This window comes from Candidatus Contubernalis alkalaceticus, assembly GCF_022558445.1.
GTDB classification, from domain to species: Bacteria; Bacillota; Dethiobacteria; order SKNC01; family SKNC01; genus Contubernalis; species Contubernalis alkaliaceticus.
In genome coordinates this window covers 1,075,373-1,101,997 of record NZ_CP054699.1, presented here as the reverse complement: position 1 = coordinate 1,101,997, position 26,625 = coordinate 1,075,373, and the positions used below count along the sequence as shown (strand labels likewise).

The 26,625-nt window shown below is 42.2% G+C and carries 20 protein-coding genes; 3 read left to right on the top strand and 17 right to left on the bottom strand.

From position 1 onward, the window contains the following. Positions 1-23 precede the first annotated feature (23 nt). The 4 genes from pfkA to HUE98_RS05170 form a co-directional block, all read right to left on the bottom strand. Entirely contained in the window at positions 24-986 is a 963-nt protein-coding gene (gene pfkA / locus HUE98_RS05185; RefSeq protein ID WP_241422797.1) for a 6-phosphofructokinase, read from the bottom strand. Between the two features lie 33 nt (positions 987-1,019). Continuing rightward, positions 1,020-1,982 carry an acetyl-CoA carboxylase carboxyltransferase subunit alpha gene (locus HUE98_RS05180; RefSeq protein ID WP_241422796.1) on the bottom strand — a complete coding sequence of 321 codons (963 nt, stop codon included), beginning with the start codon at positions 1,980-1,982 and terminating at the stop codon, positions 1,020-1,022. Further along, entirely contained in the window at positions 1,972-2,859 is an 888-nt protein-coding gene (accD, locus tag HUE98_RS05175) for an acetyl-CoA carboxylase, carboxyltransferase subunit beta (RefSeq protein WP_241422795.1), read from the bottom strand. The genes HUE98_RS05180 and accD overlap by 11 nt, the downstream gene beginning before the upstream one ends. Before the next feature lie 90 nt (positions 2,860-2,949). Continuing rightward, on the bottom strand, positions 2,950-6,384 hold the full coding sequence (locus tag HUE98_RS05170; RefSeq protein ID WP_241422794.1) for a DNA polymerase III subunit alpha: 3,435 nt from the start codon (positions 6,382-6,384) through the stop codon (positions 2,950-2,952). A 244-nt stretch (positions 6,385-6,628) separates the two neighbouring features. On the opposite strand from HUE98_RS05170, the gene HUE98_RS05165 reads away from it, so the two are divergent. The 3 genes from HUE98_RS05165 (at position 6,629) to HUE98_RS05155 (ending at position 8,530) form a co-directional block, all read left to right on the top strand. Next, positions 6,629-6,952 (top strand): YtrH family sporulation protein, encoded by a 324-nt coding sequence (locus tag HUE98_RS05165; RefSeq protein ID WP_241422793.1) that lies wholly within the window; start codon positions 6,629-6,631, stop codon positions 6,950-6,952. Positions 6,953-6,955: 3 nt separating this feature from the next. Further along, positions 6,956-7,420 carry a hypothetical protein gene (locus HUE98_RS05160; RefSeq protein ID WP_241422792.1) on the top strand — a complete coding sequence of 155 codons (465 nt, stop codon included), beginning with the start codon at positions 6,956-6,958 and terminating at the stop codon, positions 7,418-7,420. 75 nt (positions 7,421-7,495) lie between these two features. After that, complete coding sequence (locus HUE98_RS05155) at positions 7,496-8,530, top strand: AI-2E family transporter (protein WP_241422791.1); 1,035 nt, start codon at positions 7,496-7,498, stop codon at positions 8,528-8,530. A gap of 31 nt (positions 8,531-8,561) precedes the next feature. Here the strand turns inward: HUE98_RS05155 and HUE98_RS05150 are convergent, their stop codons facing one another. The 13 genes from HUE98_RS05150 to ligA all read right to left on the bottom strand — a co-directional run bounded on the left by HUE98_RS05150 (position 8,562) and on the right by ligA (position 26,471). After that, positions 8,562-8,918 (bottom strand): YlbF family regulator, encoded by a 357-nt coding sequence (locus HUE98_RS05150; protein ID WP_241422790.1) that lies wholly within the window; start codon positions 8,916-8,918, stop codon positions 8,562-8,564. Between the two features lie 204 nt (positions 8,919-9,122). Continuing rightward, positions 9,123-9,581 carry a tRNA (cytidine(34)-2'-O)-methyltransferase gene (locus tag HUE98_RS05145; RefSeq protein WP_241422789.1) on the bottom strand — a complete coding sequence of 153 codons (459 nt, stop codon included), beginning with the start codon at positions 9,579-9,581 and terminating at the stop codon, positions 9,123-9,125. Continuing rightward, on the bottom strand, positions 9,578-10,339 hold the full coding sequence (locus tag HUE98_RS05140; protein ID WP_241422788.1) for a class I SAM-dependent DNA methyltransferase: 762 nt from the start codon (positions 10,337-10,339) through the stop codon (positions 9,578-9,580). The genes HUE98_RS05145 and HUE98_RS05140 overlap by 4 nt, the downstream gene beginning before the upstream one ends. Before the next feature lie 13 nt (positions 10,340-10,352). Further along, positions 10,353-11,423: a tRNA 2-selenouridine(34) synthase MnmH gene (gene mnmH, locus HUE98_RS05135; protein ID WP_241422787.1), complete on the bottom strand. Its 1,071-nt coding sequence runs from the start codon at positions 11,421-11,423 to the stop codon at positions 10,353-10,355. A 26-nt stretch (positions 11,424-11,449) separates the two neighbouring features. Then, the gene (locus HUE98_RS05130) at positions 11,450-13,876 is read right to left on the bottom strand and encodes a Lon protease family protein (RefSeq protein WP_241422786.1); all 2,427 of its coding nucleotides are present in this window, start codon (positions 13,874-13,876) and stop codon (positions 11,450-11,452) included. A 173-nt stretch (positions 13,877-14,049) separates the two neighbouring features. Further along, on the bottom strand, positions 14,050-15,990 hold the full coding sequence (gene acs / locus HUE98_RS05125) for an acetate--CoA ligase (protein ID WP_241422785.1): 1,941 nt from the start codon (positions 15,988-15,990) through the stop codon (positions 14,050-14,052). A 537-nt stretch (positions 15,991-16,527) separates the two neighbouring features. After that, positions 16,528-18,474 (bottom strand): acetate--CoA ligase, encoded by a 1,947-nt coding sequence (acs, locus tag HUE98_RS05120; RefSeq protein WP_241422784.1) that lies wholly within the window; start codon positions 18,472-18,474, stop codon positions 16,528-16,530. Positions 18,475-19,058: 584 nt separating this feature from the next. Then, a complete protein-coding gene (locus tag HUE98_RS05115) occupies positions 19,059-20,582 on the bottom strand; it encodes a sodium:solute symporter family protein (protein ID WP_241422783.1) in 1,524 nt (507 codons plus the stop codon). Next, entirely contained in the window at positions 20,579-20,845 is a 267-nt protein-coding gene (locus HUE98_RS05110; protein WP_241422782.1) for a hypothetical protein, read from the bottom strand. The genes HUE98_RS05115 and HUE98_RS05110 overlap by 4 nt, the downstream gene beginning before the upstream one ends. A 175-nt stretch (positions 20,846-21,020) precedes the next feature. After that, positions 21,021-22,457, bottom strand: coding sequence for an Asp-tRNA(Asn)/Glu-tRNA(Gln) amidotransferase subunit GatB (gene gatB, locus HUE98_RS05105; protein WP_241422781.1), 1,437 nt, complete (start codon positions 22,455-22,457; stop codon positions 21,021-21,023). Between the two features lies 1 nt (position 22,458). Continuing rightward, positions 22,459-23,940, bottom strand: a complete 1,482-nt coding sequence (gene gatA, locus HUE98_RS05100) for an Asp-tRNA(Asn)/Glu-tRNA(Gln) amidotransferase subunit GatA (protein WP_241422780.1) — start codon at positions 23,938-23,940, stop codon at positions 22,459-22,461. 30 nt (positions 23,941-23,970) lie between these two features. Then, entirely contained in the window at positions 23,971-24,258 is a 288-nt protein-coding gene (gene gatC / locus HUE98_RS05095; RefSeq protein ID WP_241422779.1) for an Asp-tRNA(Asn)/Glu-tRNA(Gln) amidotransferase subunit GatC, read from the bottom strand. A gap of 206 nt (positions 24,259-24,464) precedes the next feature. Next, positions 24,465-26,471 carry an NAD-dependent DNA ligase LigA gene (gene ligA / locus HUE98_RS05090; protein ID WP_241422778.1) on the bottom strand — a complete coding sequence of 669 codons (2,007 nt, stop codon included), beginning with the start codon at positions 26,469-26,471 and terminating at the stop codon, positions 24,465-24,467. Positions 26,472-26,625: the final 154 nt, after the last annotated feature.

Below are 26,625 nucleotides of genomic sequence, written 5' to 3'. Positions count from 1 at the left end.
TAACATAATCTATCCTTAACTAATTAAATAGCCAATATTTTAGCCAGTTCAAATATTTCCTCGTCCACAACTTTTCTCTGACCTAAAGCATAGGTTAATTCCGTCCCGGTAATCTCTCCGTCCACCAGGCCAACCATCAAATTGGTCCTACCTTCTCTCAAAAAGTCCACTGCCCGGGAGGCCATTCTGCTGGCAATATTGCGATCAAAGGCCGTGGGAGTCCCACCCCTCTGCAGGTGCCCCAGTATAGTTACCCTTGTATCCATTCCAGTACACTTCTTTATGGCTTCCCCGATGGCAATACCGCTGGCAGCTCCTTCAGCCACCAGTATGATACTATGGAGTTTACCCCTTTCATAACCCCGCATCAGACGACTGCATATTTGATTGATATCAAAATCTATTTCCGGTATTAATATAGATTCAGCACCGCCGGCCAGTCCAGCATGAAGGGCCAGGGCGCCAGAATCCCTGCCCATTACTTCCAATACAAAAACCCTTTCATGGGAAGTAGCAGTATCTCTTAACTTATTAATAGCATCACAAATAGTGTTCATGGCAGTATCAAAACCGATGGTCACATCAGTACAGGCAATATCGTTATCAATGGTACCCGGCAGTCCAATGGTTTTAACCACTCCGGTGTTTCCTAAAGCCATAGCGCCACGAAAGGAACCGTCCCCTCCGATTACCACCAGGCCCTCCAACCCAAAGTCCCGAATTTGACTGAGGGCTTTTTCCTGACCTGCCTTGGTAACAAATTCAGGGCAGCGGGCTGTTCTTAAAATCGTTCCTCCCCGGTGTATAATGTCCGCCACAGAACCCAGTTCCATCTTCTTAAATTCTCCGTTAATCAGGCCGGAATAGCCCCTTTCTATGCCTAAAACTTCAATATTATAGTAAATACATTTTCTTACCACAGCTCTCACTGCGGCATTCATTCCTGGAGCATCCCCGCCACTGGTAAGTACACCAATTCGCTGCATCTTTAATCCTCCTAAATGGCTGCTTATGCCGTATTAATTTGTATTTTCTAAGAACTCACCAATTTTCCTAAACTTATCATAGCGCCGTTTAACCAGCTCTTCTATCGATATTTTGTCTAGTTCCTTTAATTGATTAGAAATTACCTCTTTTATTTTGAATGCCATCCCCTGAAAATCCCGGTGCGCACCACCTAAGGGTTCGGAGATAATCATATCGATAACTCCAAAACTCAACAAATCCTGTGCCGTGATTCTGAGCACAGAAGCAGCATCTTCAGCCCGATTAGCATCTTTCCACAGTATGCTGGCGCACCCTTCTGGTGAAATAACGGAATAAACTGCATGTTCCAGCATACATATCCTGTCTCCCACAGAAAGTGCCAGAGCTCCGCCGCTTCCCCCTTCTCCACAAATCACAGCCACCACGGGGGTCTTTAAACAGCTCAAGGCCATTAAGTTTTCGGCGATGGCTCTCCCCTGCCCTCTTTCTTCTGCCCCTATTCCTGGAAAAGCCCCTGGGGTATCAATGAATGAAATAACCGGCCTATTAAATTTTTCTGCCTGGCGCATCAAACGCAGAACTTTTTGATATCCTTCGGGATGAGGCATCCCAAAATTTCTCAGCACATTCTCTTTCATATCTTTACCCTTTCGGTGACCAATTATAGTCACCGGCCGTTGATCCAGGAAAGCCAATCCTCCCACCATGGCCTTATCGTCCCCAAACTGACGATCTCCATGAAGTTCTATAAAATCTTTAAATATATGCTTTATATAATCCATGGTGGAGGGCCTTTCCACGTAACGGGCAATCTGGGTTTTCTGCCAGGCACTTAGATTGTTATATATTTCTTTTTTTAATCTGGAAAGCCGTTCTTCTAAAGCCTTTATTTCCTCATCCATGCTGATTTCTTTTTCTTCAGAAAATGTTTTAATTTCCTTAATTTTCAGCTGAAGCTCATTTATAGGTAAATCAAATTCCAATTTATTGCTCATATCCATCCTCCTTAGGCCTTTTATGCACTAGAAAAAGCCTGGAAAGAGTCCTTCGGAGATCTTTCCTTTCCACAATCATATCAATCATTCCATGCTGCAGTTGAAACTCTGCTCTTTGAAAACCTGAAGGCAATTTTTGCCTTATGGTCTGTTCGATTACTCTGGGTCCCGCAAAACCAATTAGAGCTTTAGGCTCGGCAATAATAATGTCTCCCAGGAAAGCAAAACTGGCTGTAACGCCACCGGTAGTAGGGTTCGTCAGGACAGATATAAATAAAAGGCCCGCCTGGTTAAGCCTGGCAATGGCTGCACTGGTCTTAGCCATCTGCATCAAAGATAAAATCCCTTCCTGCATTCTAGCTCCGCCGGAGGCTGAAAATATAACCAGGGGAAGTTTTTTTTCAATGGCTTTTTCCACAGCCCGAGTGATTTTCTCCCCCACCACTGAGCCCATACTGGCGGAAATAAAAAACTGATCCATAACCGCAATCACTATTTTGTTATTCTCGATAGTCCCTTCTCCCGTAACCACTGCTTCCTTAAGTCCCGTAGCTTCCCTGGCGGCATTTAGCTTATCTTCGTACTCCGGAAAGTTCAAAGGATTTTTTGATTCCAGATGAGCATCGTATTCAACGAAACTCCCGGCATCCAGCAGCAGGGAAAGCCGCTCCCTGGCCGTTAATTTCAAAGGGAAACTGCATTTTTTGCAGACCTTAAAGTGTTTTCCCAGTTCTCCATTCCTACAATATATAAGTTCTCCACATTCATCACACTTAACCATCATCACTTCATCCTTGGGAGCAGCAGTTGGTCCGGGTATGTCCAATACGGCGTATTTAGAATATTTTGTTTTTTTAAAAAAATCTTTAATTGACATATTACACCCCACAAATAAAAATTGTTAAAATCAACTATTACAGTATATTAAAGTTAGTACATTTTATCACATTCAACTCTTAAAAACAAACTAGAGAGACACTTCTTTTAAGACTATATTGCTCTTTCCTAAAAGCTCCTGAAGCCTTACCAGAAGATTATCATCCTCGGGAACCCAGAACTCTTTTTTTGTCAATACCAGCTTGTTGTTTTCGTTAAAATACAGGTATACCGGGATTTCCCCCTGCCTGGAAACCAGGATATCTTTCAGCGCAAATAAATAGTTTTTGTCACCATTGCAAATCCTTAAATACAGCTGTTTTTGCACTTTGTTTAAAGGTTGTATCTTTTCCCCAATAATCTTAACCTCGTCTTCAGAGTTCCTATCTATTTTACCGGTCAAACTAATCACATTTTCGCTTTTCAAAAGCTCCCGGCTCTGTTCAAAGAGTTCGGGAAAAACCACCACTTCCACTTCCCCCCCCAGGTCCTCCAGAGTTAAGAATGCCATACTCTTACCGTTTTTGGTAACCAGGGGTTTTATATTGTGTATAATCCCTCCCAGGGTTACCCTCCCCAACTCCCTCAAATCCTTCAGATCCTTCATAGATACTGCTTGAGCCTCCAAGATTTCTCTATACTGGTCCAGGGGATGTCCGGAAATATATAAACCTAAAAGCTCCTTTTCAAAGGAGAGTTTTTCCTTCATAGTTAGATCCTCCAATTCCGGCAGGATATCCCTGGACATATTCCAGTCCTCTTCCTCTGAAAACAGCTCAAACATAGAAAGCTGACCGTTTTTCCTATCCTTATGATAGGACTGGGCCCTGGCCAGAGTCTCGTCCATAACGGCCATCAACTGAGAACGATACGATCCTAAAGAATCAAAGGCACCACTCTTTATGAGGCTTTCTACATTTTTTTTGTTGCAGGACCTCAAATCTACTTCATTGCAAAAATGCCTCAGGGATTTGAAGTGGCCAATCCTCTCCCGAGTCTCAATAATGGACTCAATAGAACTTAAGCCCACATTCTTCACCGCTGCCAGGCCAAAACGAATTTTACCTTCTACAACCGTAAAATTGGAAAAGCTTTCGTTCACATCCGGCGGGAGAACTTCAATCCCTTGACGACGGCAGTCATCTACATAAGCTGTAATTTTATCGGTATTGGACATATTTCCCGTCAGCAGTGCTGCCATAAATTCCAGGGGATAATTTGCTTTCAGATAGGCGGTTTGGTAAGATATCATGGCATAGGCCGCGGCATGGGATTTATTAAAACCATATGAAGCAAACTTTACAATCAAATCGTAAAGGTCATTGCCTAGCTTCTCAGGAAAACTTTTGTCAACACAGCCCTTAACAAATATTTCCCTCTGTTCTGTCAATATTTCCATCTTCTTCTTACCTATGGCCCGGCGCAGCAAGTCCGCCTGACCCAGGGTAAAACCGGCCATTTCTGCTGCCACCTGCATAATCTGCTCCTGGTAAACCATAACCCCATAGGTTTCCTTCAAAATTGGCTCCAACCGGGGATGCAGGTATGTAATGGGTTTTTTCCCGTGTTTACTATCAATGAAGGTAGGAATCTGTTCCATGGGCCCCGGTCGGTATAGAGCTACCACCGCAATGATATCTTCAAACTTACTGGGTTTAAGTTCTTTCAATATGTTCCTCATCCCGGCACTTTCCAACTGAAAAATCCCTGCAGTGTTTCCCTGGGAAAGCAGTTCAAAGGTTTTGGCATCCTTTAGGGGGATCTCCATAAGTTCAATTTTCTTATCCTGTGAATGTTCTAATATATCTACTGTTTCCTGCATTACCGTGAGTGTCTTCAAACCTAAAAAGTCCATCTTTAATAATCCCAATTCCTCCAGGGTCCCCATGGGAAATTGAGTTACATTTCCGGCATCGGCCGTCTTTTGCAGCGGCACATAGTTTACCAGAGGTTCCTTGGATATTACTACCCCGGCAGCATGGGTAGAGGCGTGCCTGGGCAGGCCTTCCAGGGAGCGGGAAATACTCAGCAATTTTTTTATGGTAGCATCCTTTTTAGTCAGCTCCTTTAGATCTTCGTTCAAAAGGGCCTTTTCAATAGTTACCCCTGGTTCAAAAGGAATCATTTTGGCTATCTTGTCCACCTCTGGATAAGGGATATTTAAAGCTCTGCCAACATCCCTCACTGCAGCCCGGGCGGCCATAGTTCCAAAGGTAATAATTTGAGCTACTTGGGCCTCTCCATATTTTTGGACCACATAATCAATCACTTTTTCCCGGAGTTCATAACAAAAATCAATATCAATATCCGGCATGCTTACCCTTTCAGGATTTAAAAAACGTTCAAACAGAAGTCCGTATTTCAAGGGATTAATGTTGGTTATAGAAAGACAATAGGCAACCAGGCTGCCCGCCGCCGAACCCCTTCCCGGGCCCACCAATATATTGTTTTCCAGAGCATATTTCACAAAATCCCAGACAATCAGAAAATAACTATCATATCCCATCTCTGAAATTACCCTTAGTTCATAATTTAACCGATCCTCCAGTTCAGGGGTAATCTCGGAAAACTTCTTTTTCAAACCTTCGTCACAGAGTTTTCTTAAATAAGATTTATCGTCATAACCCTCAGGAATATCATAGTGAGGTAAATAAGTTTGGCTGAAATCAAATTCCAAATTGCACTGTTCAGCAATCACTAGAGTATTTGATAAAGCTTGTGGCTGTTCAGTAAACAGCGAATACATTTCATCAGGAGATTTTAAATAGAACTCACTCCCGGGAAACTTCATGCGGTCTTCATCCTCCACAGTTTTCCCCGTCTGCACACAAAGGAGAACATCATGCACGGAAGCATCCGCCTTTTCTAAATAGTGGCTGTCATTGGTGGCCACCAATGGTATTCCGGTCCTTTCACTGATATTAACCAGTCCACGGTTTACCTTCTTTTGTTCAGGGATAAAATGGTCCTGAATTTCCAGATAATAGCTGCCTGGTCCAAATATATCCTGATAACTGCAGGCCAGCGTCTCCGCCTCTGAGATTTTATCTTTTAAAACCAGCTGAGCAACCTCTCCGGCCAAACAACCGCTGAGGCAGATGAGACCCTCTGTATTCTCCTTGAGCAGATCAAAATCTACCCTGGGCTTGTAATAGAACCCCTCCAAAAACCCCTTGGTAACAACCTTCATCAGGTTCCTGTAACCCTGCTGATTTTTTGCCAGCAAAACCAGATGATAAGAATTGTCATCAACCCGGGGGACCCGATCAAAACGAGTACGGCGGGCCACATAAACCTCACAGCCTATAACGGGTTTAATCCCTGCCTTTACGGCGGCTTTATAAAAATCAATTACTCCGTACATTACCCCGTGATCTGTAATGGCAATTGCCGGGTTATTAAAGCTTTTTGCTTTTTTCACCAGGTCTTTTACCCGGGATGCTCCGTCCAGAAGACTGTATTCAGAATGAGTATGTAAATGAACAAACTGCCCATCATAACAGCTGCCGTTCTTATTTTCTCCCATAGATATATCCCTCATTTTACCTTTTTACGCTGCATTAAAGTATTTTTTGGTTGAATTTCCAAGTAAATCCTAAAAACAATAACCAATCTTGAGCCCAAACATTTGCCCCTTTAATTATATCAGTTATTTTCATGATAATTAAGCATTATTTTATCCTGACGGTACAAGATGAAATAGCCAGGAATAAGAAAGATTCGTTTTAAATATCATATACAAAGATTAATTTCTAAAGCGGAGTGATGCTGTGGAAAAGTTCATCCATACCCTGGTATACAGTTTTTTTATCGCCCTGGGTGTCATTTTAGGGGGTTCTTTTATCGGGTCCTTAGGAGCAATTTTTTGTCATGACCCACCACTGAAAATAATGCTGGATTTAGCGGAAAAATTAAAAATTTGGGCTATTGTTTCCGCTATTGGTGGGACCTTTGTGGCTATTAAAGCAATAGAGATCGGTTTTCTTGATGGTCAATTGAGCAATCTGGTTAAACAATTTCTCTTTATTTTAAGCGCTTTTTATGGTGCCCATTTAGGATATCTTCTAATTGTAATGCTTACAGGGGGAGATTAAACATTGAAACAGAAATTGTTTGCCTGTTTTTTTCTAGGAGTGCTGCTGGGATTATTCCTCATGCAGACAATGCTAGGAAAAGAAATGAACCGTCTGCACTATGAAAAAGAAAGGTGGAGAATAGAACTGTATGATACCTTAGAAATACTAAAAAATCATGAAGAAAGATTAAAATCCCAGCAATTCATGGTAGTAAATGATGTAATAACCAATCTTTATTCTGTAAACAATCATATAGATTCCTTTACAGAGTTAGAGTTGAAAAAACAAATCCGAGAAATTGTTAAAACACTAATCGGGCAGGAAATCGATGAAATCAACCCGAAGCTGGTCTTTAAATTACTGGATGAACGACTCATAGAGGTAGAAGAAAAAAACTTTTTGATAAAAGTAAGATCCGTCATTATGGCTGAAAAAGTAATCTTTAACCTGGAAGCAGAATACCTGCCGGAACTACAGACCGATTAGAAACAATTTTGCCTTCACTGAGATTATATATTATAATTAAGCTTGTTAATAATTCTATCTCTTGGAGGCAGTTACATGGATAAACAGTACAAGCTTGCATTAAAAATAATCTTTACCGTTTTTTTTCTAATCGGAGCCATATGGCTGGTTGGTGAATTATTCTGGGTAATTAACCTTGTTTTTATCAGCGTTTTGATAGTCTATGCCATCAGCCCCACTGTCTCTTTTCTAGTTAAAAAGAAAGTACCCCACTGGTTGTCTGTTGGACTGGTCTATCTGGCTCTTCTGGCTTTCTTTATCTTGATGTTTTATTTGGTTATCCCAATTATGTTTGATGAAATTGTCCAGCTGACTCAACTGCTTCCCAGGTATATAGTTCAGCTTCAACCTACAATTTTTGAATTTGTTCAAATGATTCAGAACCCTGAGTTTGAAGAGGTGCTGGAAACCTTTATCAGGCAGGCTCCAGCTAACCTCCAGCAGCTGTTAAATCAGGCTACCTCTATAACCTTTGCCCTCTTTTCCCGACTTTCTGAAGTATTTATTGTCTTATTCCTGGTTTTTTATCTTTTAAAGGACCTGGGAAGGATTCGCCGGGGTATAATCAAGGCTATTCCCACTCCTTACCGGCAGCAGGCCACCAAAATTTTAATAGTCCTGGATGAAAAAGTAGGAGCTTACCTGCGGGGAAATATCCTGCGCTGCACCTTTGTGGGACTATTAACTGGTTTAGGGCTGTTTATTATGGGACTGCCTTTTTATTTTGTTCTGGGAGTCTTTGCGGGATTAATGAACATTATTTATTATATCGGACCTTATATTGCTGCAGTCCCTGCAGTTTTAATCAGTTTATCCCCAGATACCCCGGGCTCTATTGTAATCATGATATTTTATGTGTTTATCCAGGCCCTGGACGCCTTCGTGCTTACACCGCTCCTTTTGGGAAAAGCAGTAGACGTCAAACCCTTTACCATAATTGTTTCTATACTAATTGGAGCTAGACTTATGGGAATCCTGGGAATCATCCTGGCCATACCCTTTGCAGCTACCCTAAAGGTTGTGATTAACCTTTACATGAATGAAGATAACGCAATTAAAAACAGCAGCTGATGTCAGCTGCTGTTTTATTTTGTTATACTCTTTAACTGCTTCCGGTCATCTGCTCAAGTTCCTCCAGCCCCACGGCCTCTCCCAATATCTTGCTGATATCAGCCATAATTTTTCCGAACTGATATTCTGCCGCCAGGTATTCCCTAACCGTAATATTTAAGTTAAGAACTTCATACATGCTCTTTAACTTTTCTGTCTTCCCCTCTTCAACCTGCTTTCCTTCCATTTGATCTTTTTGAAATTCAAATTGAAACTTCCTAAAATCTAAAAACATCTCTTTTGCTTTTGGGTCGGCCTCCAGTTTTTCCTTAGCTTCCTTGTAATTATTAAATTCATTGGAATTTTTGAGGGCATCGGCCAGGGCATGAATGTGATCATAAATATTCATTTTTTTTCCACCCCTCCATTTTATTCTTATTTACTTTATCAATTCTACTTTTTAAAAGGCATTTCCTTTTTATCTTCTAAGCCTTTATAAAAACTTTACCCTATTATACCCCAGGGTTTACCCGTTATTCTCTGTTATAATATAGTGCCCCATCCAAGTAACTGCTTCCAACGACTGCTACAATGCCTCATGCCAAGCAAATCATTACTCCAGCCCGGGAAAGCCCTGCTGTCTTAATGCTTCGTAAAGGATAACAGCTACAGAATTGGACAAGTTCAAAGACCTGGGAAGCTCCCCCATGGGGATTCTCAAAGTATTGTCTTTATATTTTTCTATGATATCCGGAGCCAACCCCCTGGTCTCTTTGCCAAAAAGCAAAAAATCTTCTTTTTGGTAATTAACCTGATTATAAAGTTTTCCTCCCCGGACAGTAGCCAGAAGAAATCTTTTCCCTTGGTGCTTTTTTTCAAACTCCTCATAACTGTCATACAGGTAAAGTTTAAGGTAAGGCCAATAATCCAACCCGGCCCTTTTTAAGTAACGGTCCTCCAGAGAAAAACCTAAGGGCTTAACCAGATGCAAAGGAGTACCGGTCAAGACACAGGTACGGGAAATATTGCCAACATTTTGTGGGATTTCCGGTTCTACCAGGACTACATTCATTTGACTTCGCTGCCTTTTCTAGCCACATAATAAAGTCTTTTATCAGAATCTCTGCCTTCCTCCAGGGTAAAGGCATTATATACCGCCAGTACTTCATATCCTGTTTGCTTCAAATAATCCAATACCTTTGATCGGGTGTGGTACTTTTCCCGATGTGTTTCCTTAAACTTTTCATAATACCCATTGTCCCTTTTCAAAAAACCAGTCAAAACAATCTCCCAGATATCTCCCTGTTTGTCATAAGATGATTCCCAAATCAAAGTCATCTGCTCTTCATCATAACAGGTTGTCTCTCCTGATGAAGCAGGTAATTTGTCCACTGAATTAATATCAAATATGAACAGGCCCCCAGGGCTTAAGATCTGATAGACCCTTTTTAGCACTTCCAACAAATCTGAATCCTCAAGCATATAATTAAGGCCGTCCTGATATGCTGTCACCATGTCAATGCTATGGGAATAAGGAAGTTTTAATTGGCGCATATCCTGTTGGATAAATTCTATTTTTATTTTTTCTGCAGCTGCCTTTCTTTTAGCTACCTCCAACATTTCTGGAGAAATATCTACTCCTATCACCTGATACCCTTTTTTAGCCAAAGACAGTGAAGAGTTTCCTGTTCCACAGGCCAAATCTAAGATAACCTTAGGATTAAGGCCAAACTTAACGGCTATGGTAAAAATATAGTCTGCCCAATCATTATAATCTACCCCGGACATCAGATAATCGTATACCTTGGCAAGCTTTCCATACTGACTCATAAAAATGCCTCCGTTACACCTTAATTGTTTGTTCCTTAATTAAAAGCTTTTTAACAAACTCATCAATCTTTTGTGCTGCCTGCCGGTCATCTTCAGCATCTACTATTAAATAAAAGACATTATTATCAATTTTGGAATCCTCATATTTGTGGTCATAATGATCCCTACAGAGATTTTTCACCACATTGTAAAAATCCCCATTATATAAAAGTTCCAAAAGTATTTGGACTTTTTCTCTTCCCAAAGTTCTTTCCAGATAACGAATTGGGCCCTGGGCCTCTTCTATAATGACCTCTTTAGCCAATGAACCATATTCTTTTAAAATACGCTCTGTCCGGGTTTTTAAGGAGGCCTGAAGCAGTACATGAATCCCTTCCCTAATCCCTTCCACCATAAAAGAAGGTAGGAAAATGGGGCCGATACGTTTCCCCTCCCCTTCAATAATAATATAGGGCTCATCCTGGAATTGATGTAGTTTGTGCCACAACATTGCTTCAAAGTCTTTCTGACTTCTGGGCGCACTGAGGCCAATATTTCCAAACAAGGAACCCCTGTGTCGGGCCAAACCCTCCAGGTCGATAACCGGCCAACCTTGTTGGGCTAACCTATTGATAATCTCTGTTTTTCCCGTTCCGGTAAGGCCATTTAATACTATAAATTTTTGTTTTAAATTATAATCTGCTAACTGCTTGTAGATAAACCGCCGATAGGCTTTATAACCGCCTTTTAGCTGAAAAACATTAAAACCCAAAAAATCAAATATCTTTAATAAAAACTTGCTCCTAAGCCCTCCCCGCCAACAGTAAAACACCAGGGAAGAATCTTGAGATTTTTCCCTTACCTGCTGAACCATGGAGTAAAGCTTGGGAGCAACAATTTCTACCCCCTTCATCTTTGCCTCCATAGTGCCTTTCTCTTTATATATAATCCCCACTTGAGCTCTCTCCTCTTCATTAAAGAGAGGGATATTAACAGCACCGGGGATAGATGCCCTTTTATACTCCAGGGGAGACCTGACATCCACCAGGAGAAGTGATTCTTTAGTAGTTATGAATTCTTCTACGGTGATTAACTGATTTTCCATGTAACCCTTCCTTCAAGTTCCTATAGTTAACTATTTTCTTTACCATTATTTTCAACTGTCTGGTTATCCCTACCCTGCCGGGTAATAGCTTTATTATACTGCTTTAACTTCCTGTCAACAAGGTAATTAACTGTATTTTCCGGATATACTCCCTGTTGGTTAATCTTACCTGCAGGAATCCCGGTTAATAATTCTATTCCCTGGTTAATATTTTTTACTGCATAAATATGAAATTCTTCTCTTTCCACAGCTTCGATCACTTCATCGGAAAGCATAAGGTTAACTACATTTTGATGGGGTATCATAACCCCCTGGGTTCCGGTAAGACCAATCATTTTACAAACCGTAAAAAACCCTTCAATTTTTTCATTTACTCCCCCTATAGGCTGAATTTCTCCCATTTGATTGACGGAACCGGTAACTGAGATGTCCTGCCTCAAGGGTAATCCAGCCAGGCTGGACAGCAGGGCATAAAGTTCGGTGCTGGAAGCACTATCCCCTTCTACCCCTTCATAAAGCTGTTCAAAAGTCAGAGTAGCCGACAGAGTAAGAGGTATTTCCTGGGCATAGGCAGCCGCCAGGTATCCCCCCAGAATCAACACCCCTTTATTATGTATCTTTCCACTCATCTTAACTTCCCGCTCAATGTTTACAATACCTCTCCTACCCAAATGAGTGACTGCGGTGATTCTACTAGGCCTACCGAACATGTAGTCTCCTAAGCCCACCACAGAAAGAGCATTCACCTGTCCCACCTTTTCCCCTTGAACATCAATAAGGTAAGTACCTTCTTTGAACAGCTCATGTATTTTTTTCTCCAGTTTGTTGGAACGGTAGACCTTTTCTTCATAGGCCTTTTTGATGTGCTCTGCGGTAATTAGGTCAGCATTTTCCATGGAGGACCAACCATCTGCTTCATAAAGGATTTCAATTAATTCACTGAACCGGGTAGTCATTTTCTCCTGATGACCTGCCAAACGGGAACTGAATTCCACCACTTTCCCTACCGCCTGACGAGTAACATGTTTAAGCCCGGCTTTCTCACAGAAACAGCTGATAAACCCTGCCAGCAGCTGCTGGTTTTCCTCGGTTCTATCCATTTCAGTATCAAAATCCACCTTTATCTTAAAGAGCTTTCTAAAATCTTCATCGTGATGGAACAGCAGCCGATAAAGGTATGGACTGCCGATTACTATTACCTTCACCTTGATAGGAATCGGTTCAGGCCTTAAGGCAGATACTGCTACCAATCCAATCTGTTCCTGCAGGTTTTCAATTCTTAGTTCTTTGTTTTTAATCACTCTTTTTAAGACATCCCAGGAATGGTAATTATTCAAAAGATCCATGGCATGAATAATAAGATACCCTCCATTGGCAAGGTGCAGAGACCCGGGTTTAATCATCGTAAAATCAGTAACTACCATCCCAAACTGGCTCTCATACTCTAATTTCCCAACCAGGTTATAAAAGGTAGGATTAGTTTCAATGACCACCGGGGCACCGGTACTTTCACTGTGGTCTATCAACAAATTGACACTATATCTTTCTTCAGATAATTTTGATTTCTTTCCCCAGGGCAGAGAAAATTGCTGTTCTTCCTCTCCTGCCTGGAAGTCATCAAGATGTTCTAATACATTTTTTTTCACTTCCTCCAGGTAGTCTACGGCTTTTTGGAAATTTTCATATTTACCCTTTATACAATCGAATAAATCTCCTACCGCAAACAGTCCTACTTTCTGCTCCAGTTCTTTCAGCTTTTCTTTGATTCTCTTTTCCACGCTGAGAATTTTTCGAGTCACTTCCATAGCTTTGATTTGAACCTGGTTCATCTTTATCTCCAGGTCTTCCCTGATTTCCAGTTCCAGCTGGTCAAAATCCTCCTGACTCAACTGCTCCCCATCTACTACAGGTATAGTGACAAAACCCGTGGGCGTTCTTTTCAAGAAAAAGTCCTTTTCCTGGGCAGCTCTGCTCAGTTCTTCCATAAGCTGATTTCTCTGCTGCTGAAATTCCGTAATAATTTCCGCTTTTTCCTTTTCGTAACCCTCACCCTCAAAGGCTTTGGAAATTTCCTCCTTTATATTGTCTGTTAGTTCTTTAATGTCTTCACAAAAGATTTTCCCCTTACCTGCCGGAAAGTTTAGGGCCTTAGGTTGACTGGTATTTTGAAAATTATAAACATAGCACCAATCTTCAGGAACAGACTCTTGACCGGCTGTGCTCTTAACACAGTTTTGGGCATAACTAAATTTTCCGGTACCGGTTACCCCGGTCATAAAAAGATTATATCCGTGGTTCTTTACCTTCAACCCAAACTCCATAGCCTTTACGGCCCTTTCTTGACCTATAATACCTTCGAAGGGAGTTACTTCCTCCGTAGTTTTAAATTGAAAAAAACCTTCTTTACAGGTTTTTTTCAGTTTTGCCGTGGGCACTTTTGCCTCTTCTAACATTTCAAAAAGCCCCTCTCTTATGGTTCAATCGTAGATTTATGAATAAAAATCATTCTAATGACAGTTTATATTCTTCATTTTATATTATTCTCCTCTGTAAATAAAGAAATCCTGGCTTAAAAAGCCAGGATTTCTTTATTTGAAACTACTTTAATTATAGACGATAGCTTCTGTTAACCTAACTCTTTTCTCAGGTCAACAATTGCATCTACAACAGAGGGATCTGCCAGTGTTGAGGTATCACCAATGGCATCAAATTCACCGCTGGCCACTTTTCTTAAGATCCTTCTCATGATCTTACCGCTCCGGGTCTTGGGCAGTCCAGGGGTCAGAACGATAAAGTCTGGAGTAGCGATGGGTCCGATTACGGTTCGGACGTGCTTCCTCAGCTCTGCTTTTAATTCATCACTGGGATCAAAGCCATCCTTTAAGATACAGTAAGCGAAAATACCTTCCCCTTTGATGTCATGGGGATAACCTACTACAGCAGCTTCAGCAATAGCGGTATGGGCTACCAGTGCGCTTTCCACTTCTGCGGTTCCCATTCTGTGGCCGGAAACGTTGATAACATCGTCAATCCGGCCCATGAGCCAGAAGTAACCGTCATCGTCCCTGCGGGCCTGGTCACCAGTGAGATACAGTCCGGGAAGCATATCAAAATAAGTCTGGCGGAAACGCTCATGGTCTCCAAAAACGGTCCTGGCTATAGAGGGCCAGGCCTTTTTAATTACCAGATAGCCTGCTTCATTATCTGGCACATCTTTAGCTTCTCCATCTACAATAGCGGGCTCAACGCCAAAGAAGGGAAGGGAAGCAGAGCCGGGTTTCTGATTTACAGCACCAGGTAATCCGGTAACAAGAATGCCGCCGGTCTCAGTCTGCCACCAGGTGTCAACGATGGGGCATTTTTCTTTCCCGATTACTTTATAGTACCATTTCCAAACTTCGGGGTTGATGGGCTCACCCACAGAACCTAACAGCTTCAATGTGCTAAGGTCTCTGCCTAAGGGCCACTTGTCGCCATCCTTAATCATGGCTCTCAGAGCGGTAGGAGCTGTGTAGAACTGGGTAACTTTGAACTTCTCTACAATCTGCCAGAAACGGTCGGGAGCAGGATAGCTGGGAACCCCTTCAAACATTAGGGTAGTTGCTCCTAAAGCCAGTGGGCCATACGCAATATAGGTATGTCCGGTAATCCAGCCGATGTCAGCTGTGCACCACCAGGTGTCCTCTGGATGAATATCAAAGATATATTTTAAAGTCTGCATGGCGTACAAAAGGTATCCAGCACTGGAGTGAACTACACCCTTAGGTTTTCCGGTACTTCCGCTGGTGTAAAGGATAAACAGAGGATCTTCGCTGTCCATTTCTTCAGGGGGACAATCTAAATCTACGGTCTGCACTTCTTCATGCCACCATACATCTTTATCGGTCATTGGCACATTGCCGTCGCCTCTCTGGAAAACGATTACCTTTTCTACACAGTCGCACTGGGCAACCGCAGCATCAACATTGCCCTTCAGGGGAACTACTTTGCCTGCCCTGAGGCTGCAGTCTGCAGTTACAATTACTTTACACTGGGCATCTGTAACCCGGTCCTTAATGGAATCGGAACTAAAACCACCGAATACAATACTGTGAATGGCGCCAACTCTGGCGCAGGCCAGCATGGAGATGGCCAGTTGGGGGATCATGCCCAGATATATAGCCACTCTGTCGCCTTTTTTAACACCGTTCTTCTTCAATACATTGGCAAACCGGCTGACTTCATAGTGCAGCTGCTGGTAGGTGTAAACTTTTACATCGTCTTCCGGCTCACCCTGCCAGATAATAGCTGCTTTATTTTTATTGATTCCATTAAGATGACGGTCCAAACAGTTATAGGAAACGTTTAATTTACCGCCCTCAAAAAATTTGATGTCAGCCTTAACAAAATCAAAATCCATTACCTTGTCCCATTTTTTAAACCAATCCAGCTCTTCTGCCATTTTGCCCCAGAATGCCTCAGGATTTTCGATAGACTCTTTGTACATTTCATCATACTGTTCCCTGGAACTAACATGAGCATTTTTTGCAAATTCCTCTGATGGTGGATACCATTTAACTTCTGACATTTACTTCCCTCCATATCTTTCTTTTTAATATTTCTCTTATATCTTTCCATAGTTAATCTTTGTTAAGCTTACTGCAGACTAAAAGATAAACACTTTAGAAAACCAGTTGTTATACTACTTCCTAAATCCCCCCTTTTCACAGATTTATAATCTAACTTTGAAAAACAAATTAAAATAAAATTATATCAAAAAAGATAAATTATGTTAACTTAATTGCTACGAATTGTTACAATTTTTTGACAATTGCACCCTTCTCAGTACCAATTACATTCGATGTTTGTAGGGGTAATTCCTTCTTAATATTTTAAAATTCTTAATTTTGGAATTTATGCGCAATTTATAATTTATTTAATTTTCAAAATATTTTAACTACTTGCAGCGTAAAATCCTAATCCAGGTCATGCATAAACTGCTATTAAAAGCTGTCTAAAAAAACACATGTTTTTTAGACAGGGCAGCAGTGGGACAGCTGTACCCACAAAGAAGCCCAGGCAAATGCCTGGGCTTCTAAAGGATTATATTTCATTGATTCTAATCTTAGCCTAACTCTTTGCGGAGTTCCACAATCCTCTCAACCACTGAGGGGTCTGCCAGGGTGGTGGTATCACCAATAGCCTCAAACTCACCACTGGCCACTTTTCTCAAGATACGGCGCATAATCTTACCACTGCGGGTCTTAGGCAGTCCGGGGGTCAGGATAATAAAGTCCGGAGTAGCGATGGGCCCGATTACGGTACGGACGTGTTTCCTAAGCTCTGCTTTTAGTTCATCACTGGGATCATAGCCATCCTTTAAGATACAATAAGCGAAGATGCCCTCACCTTTGATATCATGGGGATAACCTACTACGGCAGCTTCAGCGACAGCTGGATTACTTACCAGGGCACTTTCCACTTCTGCTGTTCCCATTCTATGTCCGGATACGTTGATAACGTCATCGATCCGGCCCATGAGCCAGTAGTAACCATCTTCGTCCCTGCGGGCCTGGTCACCGGAAAGATATAGTCCGGGGAACATATCGAAATAAGTCTGGCGGAAACGCTCATGGTCTCCGTAAACCGTTCTCATCTGGCCGGGCCAGGGCTTCTTAATTACCAGGTAACCGGGCTCATTTTCGCCCAATTCGTTTTTCTCCTGGTCAATAATAGCTGGCTCTACACCAAAGAAGGGCACCGTAGCGGAACCGGGCTTTTGGGGGATACAGCCGGGAAGTGGGGTAATGAGAATTCCACCGGTCTCCGTCTGCCACCAGGTATCCACGATGGGACACTTTTCTTTACCAATTACTTTATAGTACCACTTCCATACTTCTGGGTTGATAGGCTCACCCACAGTACCTAGAAGCTTCAAGCTGCTGAGGTCTCTATTTAAAGGCCACTTGTCGCCATCCTTAATCATGGCTCTCAGAGCGGTAGGAGCAGTGTAGAACTGGTTAACCTTAAACTTCTCAACGATCTGCCAGAACCTGTCCGGCGCGGGATAGTTGGGAACACCTTCAAACATTAGAGTAGTGGCTCCTAAGCTCAAAGGACCGTAAACAATATAGCTGTGTCCGGTAACCCAGCCGATGTCAGCTGTGCACCACCAGGTGTCCTCCTCATGAATATCAAAGATATACTTAAAGGTCATGGTGGTATACAGATTATAACCTGCGGTGGTATGCAGAACCCCTTTGGGTTTCCCGGTGCTTCCGCTGGTGTAAAGGATGAATAAGGGATCTTCCGAATCCATCACCTCTGGCTCACAGTTGGCATCTACCTTTTCCAACTCGTCGTGCAGCCATACACATTTGTCCGTCATATTTACATTGCCGTCGCCCCGCTTGAATACAATGACCTTCTCAACACAATCACACTCGGCTACAGCAGCGTCCACATTAGCCTTCAGGGGAACTACTTTACCGGCCCTTAAGCTGCAGTCCGCAGTAAGCACCATCTTACACTGGGAATCTAAAATCCTATCTTTAATGGAGTCAGCACTAAAACCTCCGAATACGATTGAGTGAATAGCACCAATCCTGGCGCAGGCCAACATGGCAATGGCCAGGTTGGGGATCATGCCAATATAGATGCAAACCCGGTCACCTTTTTTGATTCCGTTGTTCTTCAATACATTGGCATATTTACATACTTCATGATGAAGCTGCTGGTAGGTAAGGGTTATAACATCATCTTCAGGCTCACCCTGCCAAATAATAGCTGCACGGTTTTTCTTCCAAGTTTTTAGATGACGATCCAAACAGTTATAAGTTACGTTAAGCTTACCACCATCAAAGAACTTGATATCGGCGGTAGTATAATCGTAATCCATCATTTTGGTGGGCTTTTCAAACCAATCCAGGTACTTATCGGCCATTTCTCCCCAAAAACCCTCAGGGTCTTCAACTGACCTCTTCCACATTTCATCGTACTGTTCTCTGGTGCTGATGTGCGCCTGCTTAGAAAATTCCTCCGACGCGGGGTACCATTTTACTTCTTCTGACATAAATATTGTCGCCTCCTTTTAATTTTCTTATTGTACAGCGGCTTGACCGCCTTGTCAGCTTACCTGTCTAAAACCTTCTACCGTTCTTAACCGGCACCAAAATTTTTATTGCCTGCTACAATGCTGATTTTAGAAAATTTTCATAACTAATAACCTTTGCTCAACCCCTCCTCTCCAATTGTTAATAAGAATACCAACATTCGAAGCGTCTCTTAAGTTGACGTCTATTGCTAAGTTAAGATAAATCAATAATGCTTAGAAAAAATGGCCTAAACACTACAAATAGCTCTATGATTTTCTAACGATAATTCGCCCTAATATGTCATAATTTTTAAAATATAAAAAGTAATGAGACAATTTTAAACAATTTTGTATATAATAAAAAATCTATTGTCTTTATAGGATTTTTTATCTCTCATTAATACATTCCTATATATATTCACCCTGAATACATATATTCTACATAAATATTTTTATTCCTTCTTTTCTGTATAAATTTTCTGAAAATTTATACAACAATGATAATCTTACTCCCAATATATATTTTAAGCAATCAATCATAACCCACCCCTAAAATCATCTAACTAAAGACGTATGGTGCTTTTTTTATCTAACCCTTGCTTCCCTTCAAATGCCCGGGCAAAAATGTCAAAAAAATGTTGGGCATTCTTATCAAGCTTCGATGGGAACAAATAAGTTACCACTACCAAAAGAAATACCGTCATAAAAAATGCTGGAACTACTGGCATTAGTCCAAAGGTAGTCCAGTTGGGAAGAATGTTAAGATACCACAGATGAAGAAAAATAGAGGGTACGATAATGGCGGTTATGGCTGCATATTTACTACATTTTTTCCAGTAAAGCCCAGCAATCATAACCGGTAAAAGCAGCGAGAATCCGGAAAAAGCAAAAGCCGCTATGCTCAACACAGCGGAAGGGCGGAACAAGGCTCCTACATATGCAATAATTGCAAAAACCAACAGCACTGTTTTACTGATAAAAATTGCCTTTTTTTCCGTAATATTTTTAAAATACCGAAGTAAAAAATCCTCAGTTACCATGTGTGACACAGATAGCAGTTGAGAGTCCAGAGATGACTTAATAACCGCTAAAATTACCAGGAGTCCCAGGGCTCCCCAGACCGGTGAAAGAAACTGTTCCAGCAGCATAGGAACAATATCATCTGAGGCTTGTCCCTCCAGGCCGGGAATAGACACAGCGCCCCATACCCCCAACAATGTAGAAATTCCAAATATAATCATAAAACAAATGGGATAAAAAAGCGTTACCTTTTTCATAGATACAGAGTTTTTAGCCGCCATGATCCGGATGAACATCTGGGGAAAAACTACTACAGCAATGGAATTTACAAAAGAAAAGCTAAACCAGGTCTTAGGGCTTAATTGAGGAGCCAGGGCTCTTTCTAAAAGGTGGGGCTTGTCTGCTAATATTTTTGCAGTAATAGCCTCAAACCCTCCCAGGGAATTGGCCACTCCCAACAGCACAAAAACAGCCACAATCATGAAGAGCAGGCCCTGAAAAATATCTGTCCAGGTGGTACCCCTAAGACCGGCCCCCATGGTGTAAAAAACAGAAACGCACAGGAGAACCAGAGCAGCCAGCCAGTAAGGGATAACCCCCCCGGTCATAGTAGACATGGCGATTCCACCACCGATAATTCCCAGCACCAAATAGGGAATCGTATAGTAAAGCAAGAGTACTAAAAATAAAATTCCTATGGTACTGCTGTTCCAACGGCTGCCAAAAAGCTGAGGTTGCGTGGAATATCCAAATCTTTTGCCCAGCAGCCAGGAGCGATACCCAACCAGATAATAGGTAAAGGGTGTAGCAAACAAGCTCCAGCCGATTACATAACCGTAGGCACCATACCCGGCATGATAGGATAAGCCGGCATGCCCAATAATAGTAAATGAAGTAATGTTGCTGGCAAACAGGGCCATAAAAAGATGAAAAGTATTCAAAGAACGGCTGGCTAAAAAATAATCTTCCCTGGTTGCCAGCGTGACCCGTGTTCCTAGCCACCCCAGCAGGAGAAGAATACAAAGGTAAATCCCTATAAAAATAAAAACCACCGTCTCTCTCATCATCTATACTCATCCTCCTCCACTTTGAGGGGTAAGAGCAGATCCTCCGGAGGATCCGGCCAGACCAGAAGAATAATTAGATAGATTGCAGCGGTCGCTATAAATGTATATAAAATATAATAAGAAAAAGCAAAGGGCATAAAACCAAACAATAAGGGGAACTGAGCGTCAAACTGCCAACTCCAAAAATTATTGTGAAGAGCAAACATAATCAAAACAATAAACATAACCATTACAAAACGAATTTTAAAGGAAAGCTTTCTCATACTTATCCCTCCGTATGCAGGAAATCAACCTTCAGTAATCAATTCGTCAATTTCGTACAATATTCTAATAACTTTACCGACAGTTTATATTTTAATCTTTTTCTTATTCGCTGTCAATGAATATTTAAAATCCAAGTCAGAAGATAAATTTTTAATTCTTTTTTAACCGGATAATCTACACATTTTTCAGCTTATCTCTCAATATTTCATTAACCATCTGTGGATTGGCACTTCCCCCGGTGGATTTCATTACCTGCCCTACCAGAAAACCCAAAGCCTTTTTCTTTTTAGCCTTGTAATCTGCCACAGGGCCCGGGTTGGTTTTTATTACCTCTTGGATAATTTCCTCCAAAACACCCTGGTCACTAATCTGCTCCATGCCCTTTTCTTTTACCACCTGATGAGCTTTCTTCCCGGAATTAAACATCTCAGCCAAAACATCTTTGGCCATCTTTCCGCTAATTTTCCCCTGTTTCAGCATTTCCAGCATTTCCACCAGGTCCTCCGGTGTAACTTTAATAGTACAAAAGTCCAAACCGGCGGCATTCATATGCATGGACAGCTCTCCCATGACCCAGTTACTGACAATCTTAGGTTCTGAAAATAATTTTACACATTCCTCAAAAAATACAGCCATTTCCCGGGTTCCGGTTAACACCTGGGCATCATAGTCCGATAGGCAATACTGAGAAACAAATCTTTCTTTTTTCTCCAGAGGTAATTCAGGAAGCTCCTTCTTAACCTTTTCCACCATCATAACCCCTATTTCCATGGGGACCAGGTCAGGGTCAGGAAAATATCTGTAGTCATGGGCTTCTTCCTTGCTCCTCATGGTGACAGTTTCTCCTTTAGTCTCGTCCCATCTCAAGGTCTCCTGAACAATCCTGTGACCATTTTCCAGTCTCTCTATCTGCCTTTCCACCTCAAATTCCAGACCCTTTTGAACTGCTTTAAAGGAGTTCATATTTTTAAGTTCCGTCTTGGTGCCCAGCTCCGCTTCCCCTTTTAGTCGTACAGAAATATTAGCATCGCAGCGCAGGCTCCCCTCCTCCATCTTGCAGTCGGAAACCCCCGTATACAGAAGTATTTTTTTCAAATCCTCCAAAAAAACCCGGGCCTCTTCCGCAGAACGCAAATCCGGTTCAGAAACGATCTCCACCAGGGGAACGCCGGTACGGTTATAATCCACCAGGGAAAATAGCCCATCATTGGAATGAATCAATTTCCCCGCGTCTTCCTCCAAATGGACCCGATTAATGCCAATTTTGCGGGTTTCTCCATTGGACTGTATTTTAAGATATCCGTTTTTGCCTACAGGAAAATCAAATTGAGAAATTTGATAGGCTTTAGGCAGATCTGGATAAAAATAATTTTTTCGGTCAAACTTGCTGTAAGAGTTAATCTCACAGTTCAAGGCCAATCCCGTTAAAACAGCAAACTCCAGGGCCCTTTTGTTTAACACCGGCAAAACCCCGGGAAGCCCCAGGCAGACCGGACACACCTGAGTATTTGGTTCATCCCCAAAGGTAGTGGGGCAGGAACAGAATATTTTGGTTTTGGTGCCCAGCTCAAGATGAACTTCTAAGCCAATCACTACTTCATATTTTGACATACTAAACACCTCCCCTGACAAAGCTTCCAAAATTAGGCTTCATGTTCAAAAAAGACCTGCTCTGTTCAAAAGCATCGGCCACCTGAAGTATAGTCCCTTCATCAAAGGGCTTCCCTATAATCTGCAGCCCCACCGGCAAACCGTTAATAAAACCACAGGGGATGGAAACTGCCGGGAGCCCGGACATACTAACAGGTATGGTAAAAACATCATTTAAATACATTTGAAGCGGATCTTGCGTATTTTCACCGGCCTTGAAAGACACCGTAGGTGCCGTGGGGGTCACAATGACATCGCAATTTTTAAAAGCCTCATCAAAATCATTCTTAATCAAAGTCCTAACCTTCTGTGCCTTAAGGTAATAAGCATCATAATATCCGGAACTCAAAGCATAGGTTCCCAACATAATCCTTCGTTTAACCTCAGCCCCAAAACCCCTGCTCCTGGTTTTTTGATATGTTTCCAGTAAATTATTACTATCTTCATGTCTGAAACCGTAACGAATCCCATCGTACCTGGAGAGATTTGATGAAGCCTCTGCAGGGCTTACCAGGTAATAAGCCGGCAGAGCATAGGATGTGTGGGGTAACGATAATTCCACCTTTCCCATTCCCAGATTCTCCAGGTTATCTATGGCCTTCCCAATGACATTCCTCACGGCATCATCAATACCTAAGGAAAAATATTCTTCAGCAATTCCCATTCTGATTCCCTTAACTTCTTTTCCAATGAAACTACAAAAATCAGGAACATCTACCGGTGCAGAGGTGGAATCCTTAAGGTCTGAGCCGCAGATAGCATTCATGACCAGGGCGCAGTCCTTTACATCCTTAGTCAAGGGTCCAATCTGGTCTAGAGAAGAAGCAAAAGCCACCAATCCATACCTGGACACCCTGCCATATGTAGGCTTCATCCCCACCACACCACAATATGAAGCGGGCTGACGAATTGATCCACCGGTATCAGAACCCAGAGCAAAAGGAACCTGGTCAGAGGCTACCACTGCTGCAGAACCACCACTGGACCCCCCCGGCACCCGGGAAGGGTCCCAAGGGTTTTTAGTGGCAAATAAACCGGAATTTTCCGTAGAAGAACCCATGGCAAACTCATCCATGTTTGTCTTTCCTACCAATACAGCCCCCTGTTCCTCCAACCGTTCAAAAACCGTAGCGTTATATGGCGGTTTAAAACCCTCCAGGATTTTAGAGGAACAAGTCGTAAGTATATCCTTAGAACACATATTGTCTTTTAAGGCAAAAGGTATCCCGGTCAGCGGCCCTACCTTTCTTCCTAAAGCAATTTTTTTATCTGTTTCCCTGGCCTTTTTTAGAGCATAATCCCTGGTCACGGTCACAAATCCCTGGACAATTCCTTCTACCTCTTCAATTCTGTCCAGTACACCTAATAGAATTTCCTCACAGCTTATCTTTTTTTGTTTTATCAAATCATGAGCTTCATGAACTTTTAATTCATATAAATTCAACAAAATTCCCCCCAACAATCATAATTCTCTTTATTCTATAACCCGGGCCACTTTAAAAAATCCATTTTCCTGGTCCGGAGCATTCTGCAGAACTTCCTCCCGGCTCAGCGGCTCTTTAACCTTGTCACTGCGGAATACATTTTTCATAGGAAAGACATGGAATGTTGGAGATATATTCTCCGTTTCCAGCTCATCTAATACTTTCACATAATCTAAAATGTGTCCCAGCTGCTTAGTAAGTATTTCTTTTTCATCATCACTAATCTCCAACCTGGCCAGCTTAGCAATATACTCCACATCTTTTTTAGTTATCTCCATTACTTATACCTCCAAACCTCAATTGCTTTTTATATTATAACATAGCATTTCATAATGATAAAGTTTGTCGCCTGAAAAAATTTCCATGACATTATTTAGATTAAAAAAATCGTGCCCGCTGCTGTATGATTTCTAACAGGGGCACGACTGTGTGCCATTTTAATTCAATTAACAAGAAATACAAAAGCTAAAAGGAAGTCTTATCTTTATTTTTCACTGGACGCCATTTGCTGCAATTGTTCTTCGGTCAATATTGTGATTTCCAGAGAACGGGCCTGTTCCAGCTTACTTCCGGGGTTTTCCCCTACTACAACATAGTTTGTGCTGCGGCTTACGGAGGATGTAACCCTGCCTCCTAAACCTTCGATCAGGTTTTGCGCTTCCTGGCGGCTGTGGTTTTGCAGTTTCCCCGTCAGCACAAAGGCCTGACCCTCAAAGAGCTGTTCCTGAGCCTTCCCCTGTTCCTGAACCTGTTTAAAATTAACCCCGGTGCTGCGGAGTTTTTCCACCACCTTAAGGTTGGCAGGATTCTTAAAAAATTCAAAAACACTGGCCGCAATTTTAGGCCCAATTTCCGGGATAGAAATCATCTCTTCCACCGAGGCGGAAATAATACGATCTAAGCTCTTGAAGTGCTCTGCAATAACCCGGGAGCCTTTTCCCCCTAAAAAACGGGAGCCCAGCCCATTTAAGAGCTTGCTCAAGGGGTTGTTTTTACTAACCTCCAGGGCCTCCAGGAGTTTAGAAGCTGACTTTTCCCCCATCCTATCCAGAGACATCAGGCGTTCTTTATTCAGATAATACAGGTCTGCCACATCTTCCACCAGACCATTTTCCAGGAGCAGCCTGGCAGCCGCTGGACCCAATCCTTCGATATCCATGGCCCCCCGGGAAGCAAAATGTACAATTCTCTCGTACATCTGCACAGGACAAGTGGAATTCAAACAGCGCAAAGCCACCTCCCCGGGAATTAATGTTACCTCCTGGCCGCAGGCAGGACAGTTTTCAGGCATGATAAAATCTTTTTCCTGGCCGGTCCTCTTCTCTTTTAGAACTTTAACCAGCTCAGGAATAACTTCTCCTGCCTTGTGAATAATTACCCGGTCCCCAATTTTAACCCCTTTTTCCCGAAGGATATCCTGATTATGTAAAGACGCTCTCTTAATCACTGACCCGGAAACCTTCACCGGGGTCAGCAGAGCAATAGGGGTTAGAGCCCCAGTCCTGCCCACGCTAACCTGAATATCCTCCACAGTGGTCTCTACCTGTTCCGCCGGAAACTTAAAAGCTACAGCCCAGCGGGGGCTCCTGGTGGTGTAACCTACCTGGGCTTGTATTTTAAGATCATTTATTTTTATAACCATCCCATCAATTTCATAAGGAAGTTCATATCTTTTTAAGGACCAATCTTTACAGGCCTGAATCACTTCTTCAAAATCAGTGTATACAGCAGTATGGGGGTTTACCCTGAGGCCCAAACTTTTTAGATAGTTCAGCATTTCTAGATGATTTTTTAGAGGAAATCCTTCAAAACTGCCCATACCGTAAATGTAAATATTTAAAGGCCTGGAGGCTGCAACTGCAGGGTCCAGCTGCCTCATAGAACCGGCAGCGGCATTTCGGGGATTTGCAAACAAAGGTTCACCCTGCTCAGCTCTGCGGTCATTTAGGTCCTGAAATGCTTTCCGGGGAAAATAAACTTCTCCCCTCACCTCCAAATCTACTCTTTCTTTCAGTTTTAAGGGAATACTTTTTATAGTCCGGAGATTATGAGTAATATCCTCCCCCACTTGACCATCTCCCCGGGTTGCACCCCTGACCAGGCCCCCATCCTGATAAAGCAAAGATACTGCCAGCCCGTCCATTTTGGGTTCAACCACATACTCTAAATTAGAAACTCCGCTTAGATTTTTTGCTCTGCGTACAAAGTCTAGAAGCTCATTTTCATTGAAAGCATTATCCAGGCTGAGCATGGGAACAGCGTGACTGACCGAGGTAAAGGTTTCTAAGGGCTTCCCCCCTACCCTTTGAGTAGGAGAATCAGGAGTAACCAGCTGGGGATATTCTTTCTCAAGTTTTTCCAGTTCCCTCTTCATCAAGTCATATTCCCGGTCTGATATTACCGGAGAATCCAGCACATAATAATTATAGTCATGTTTATTTATCTCTTCTGCCAACTGCCGAACTTTTATTCCGGCTTCATTAGAGTCCATTTACAGCCCTCCCCATAAAGCATATTTCCTTATACATCCATACCTCTTACGCCTTAATTTTTTTTAGGCTGTCCTCATCGCTGTTAACAGCTGAAAAATTCATAATTGCAGCTAAGATGATTAAAATACTTTATAAATAAGATTCAGACATACT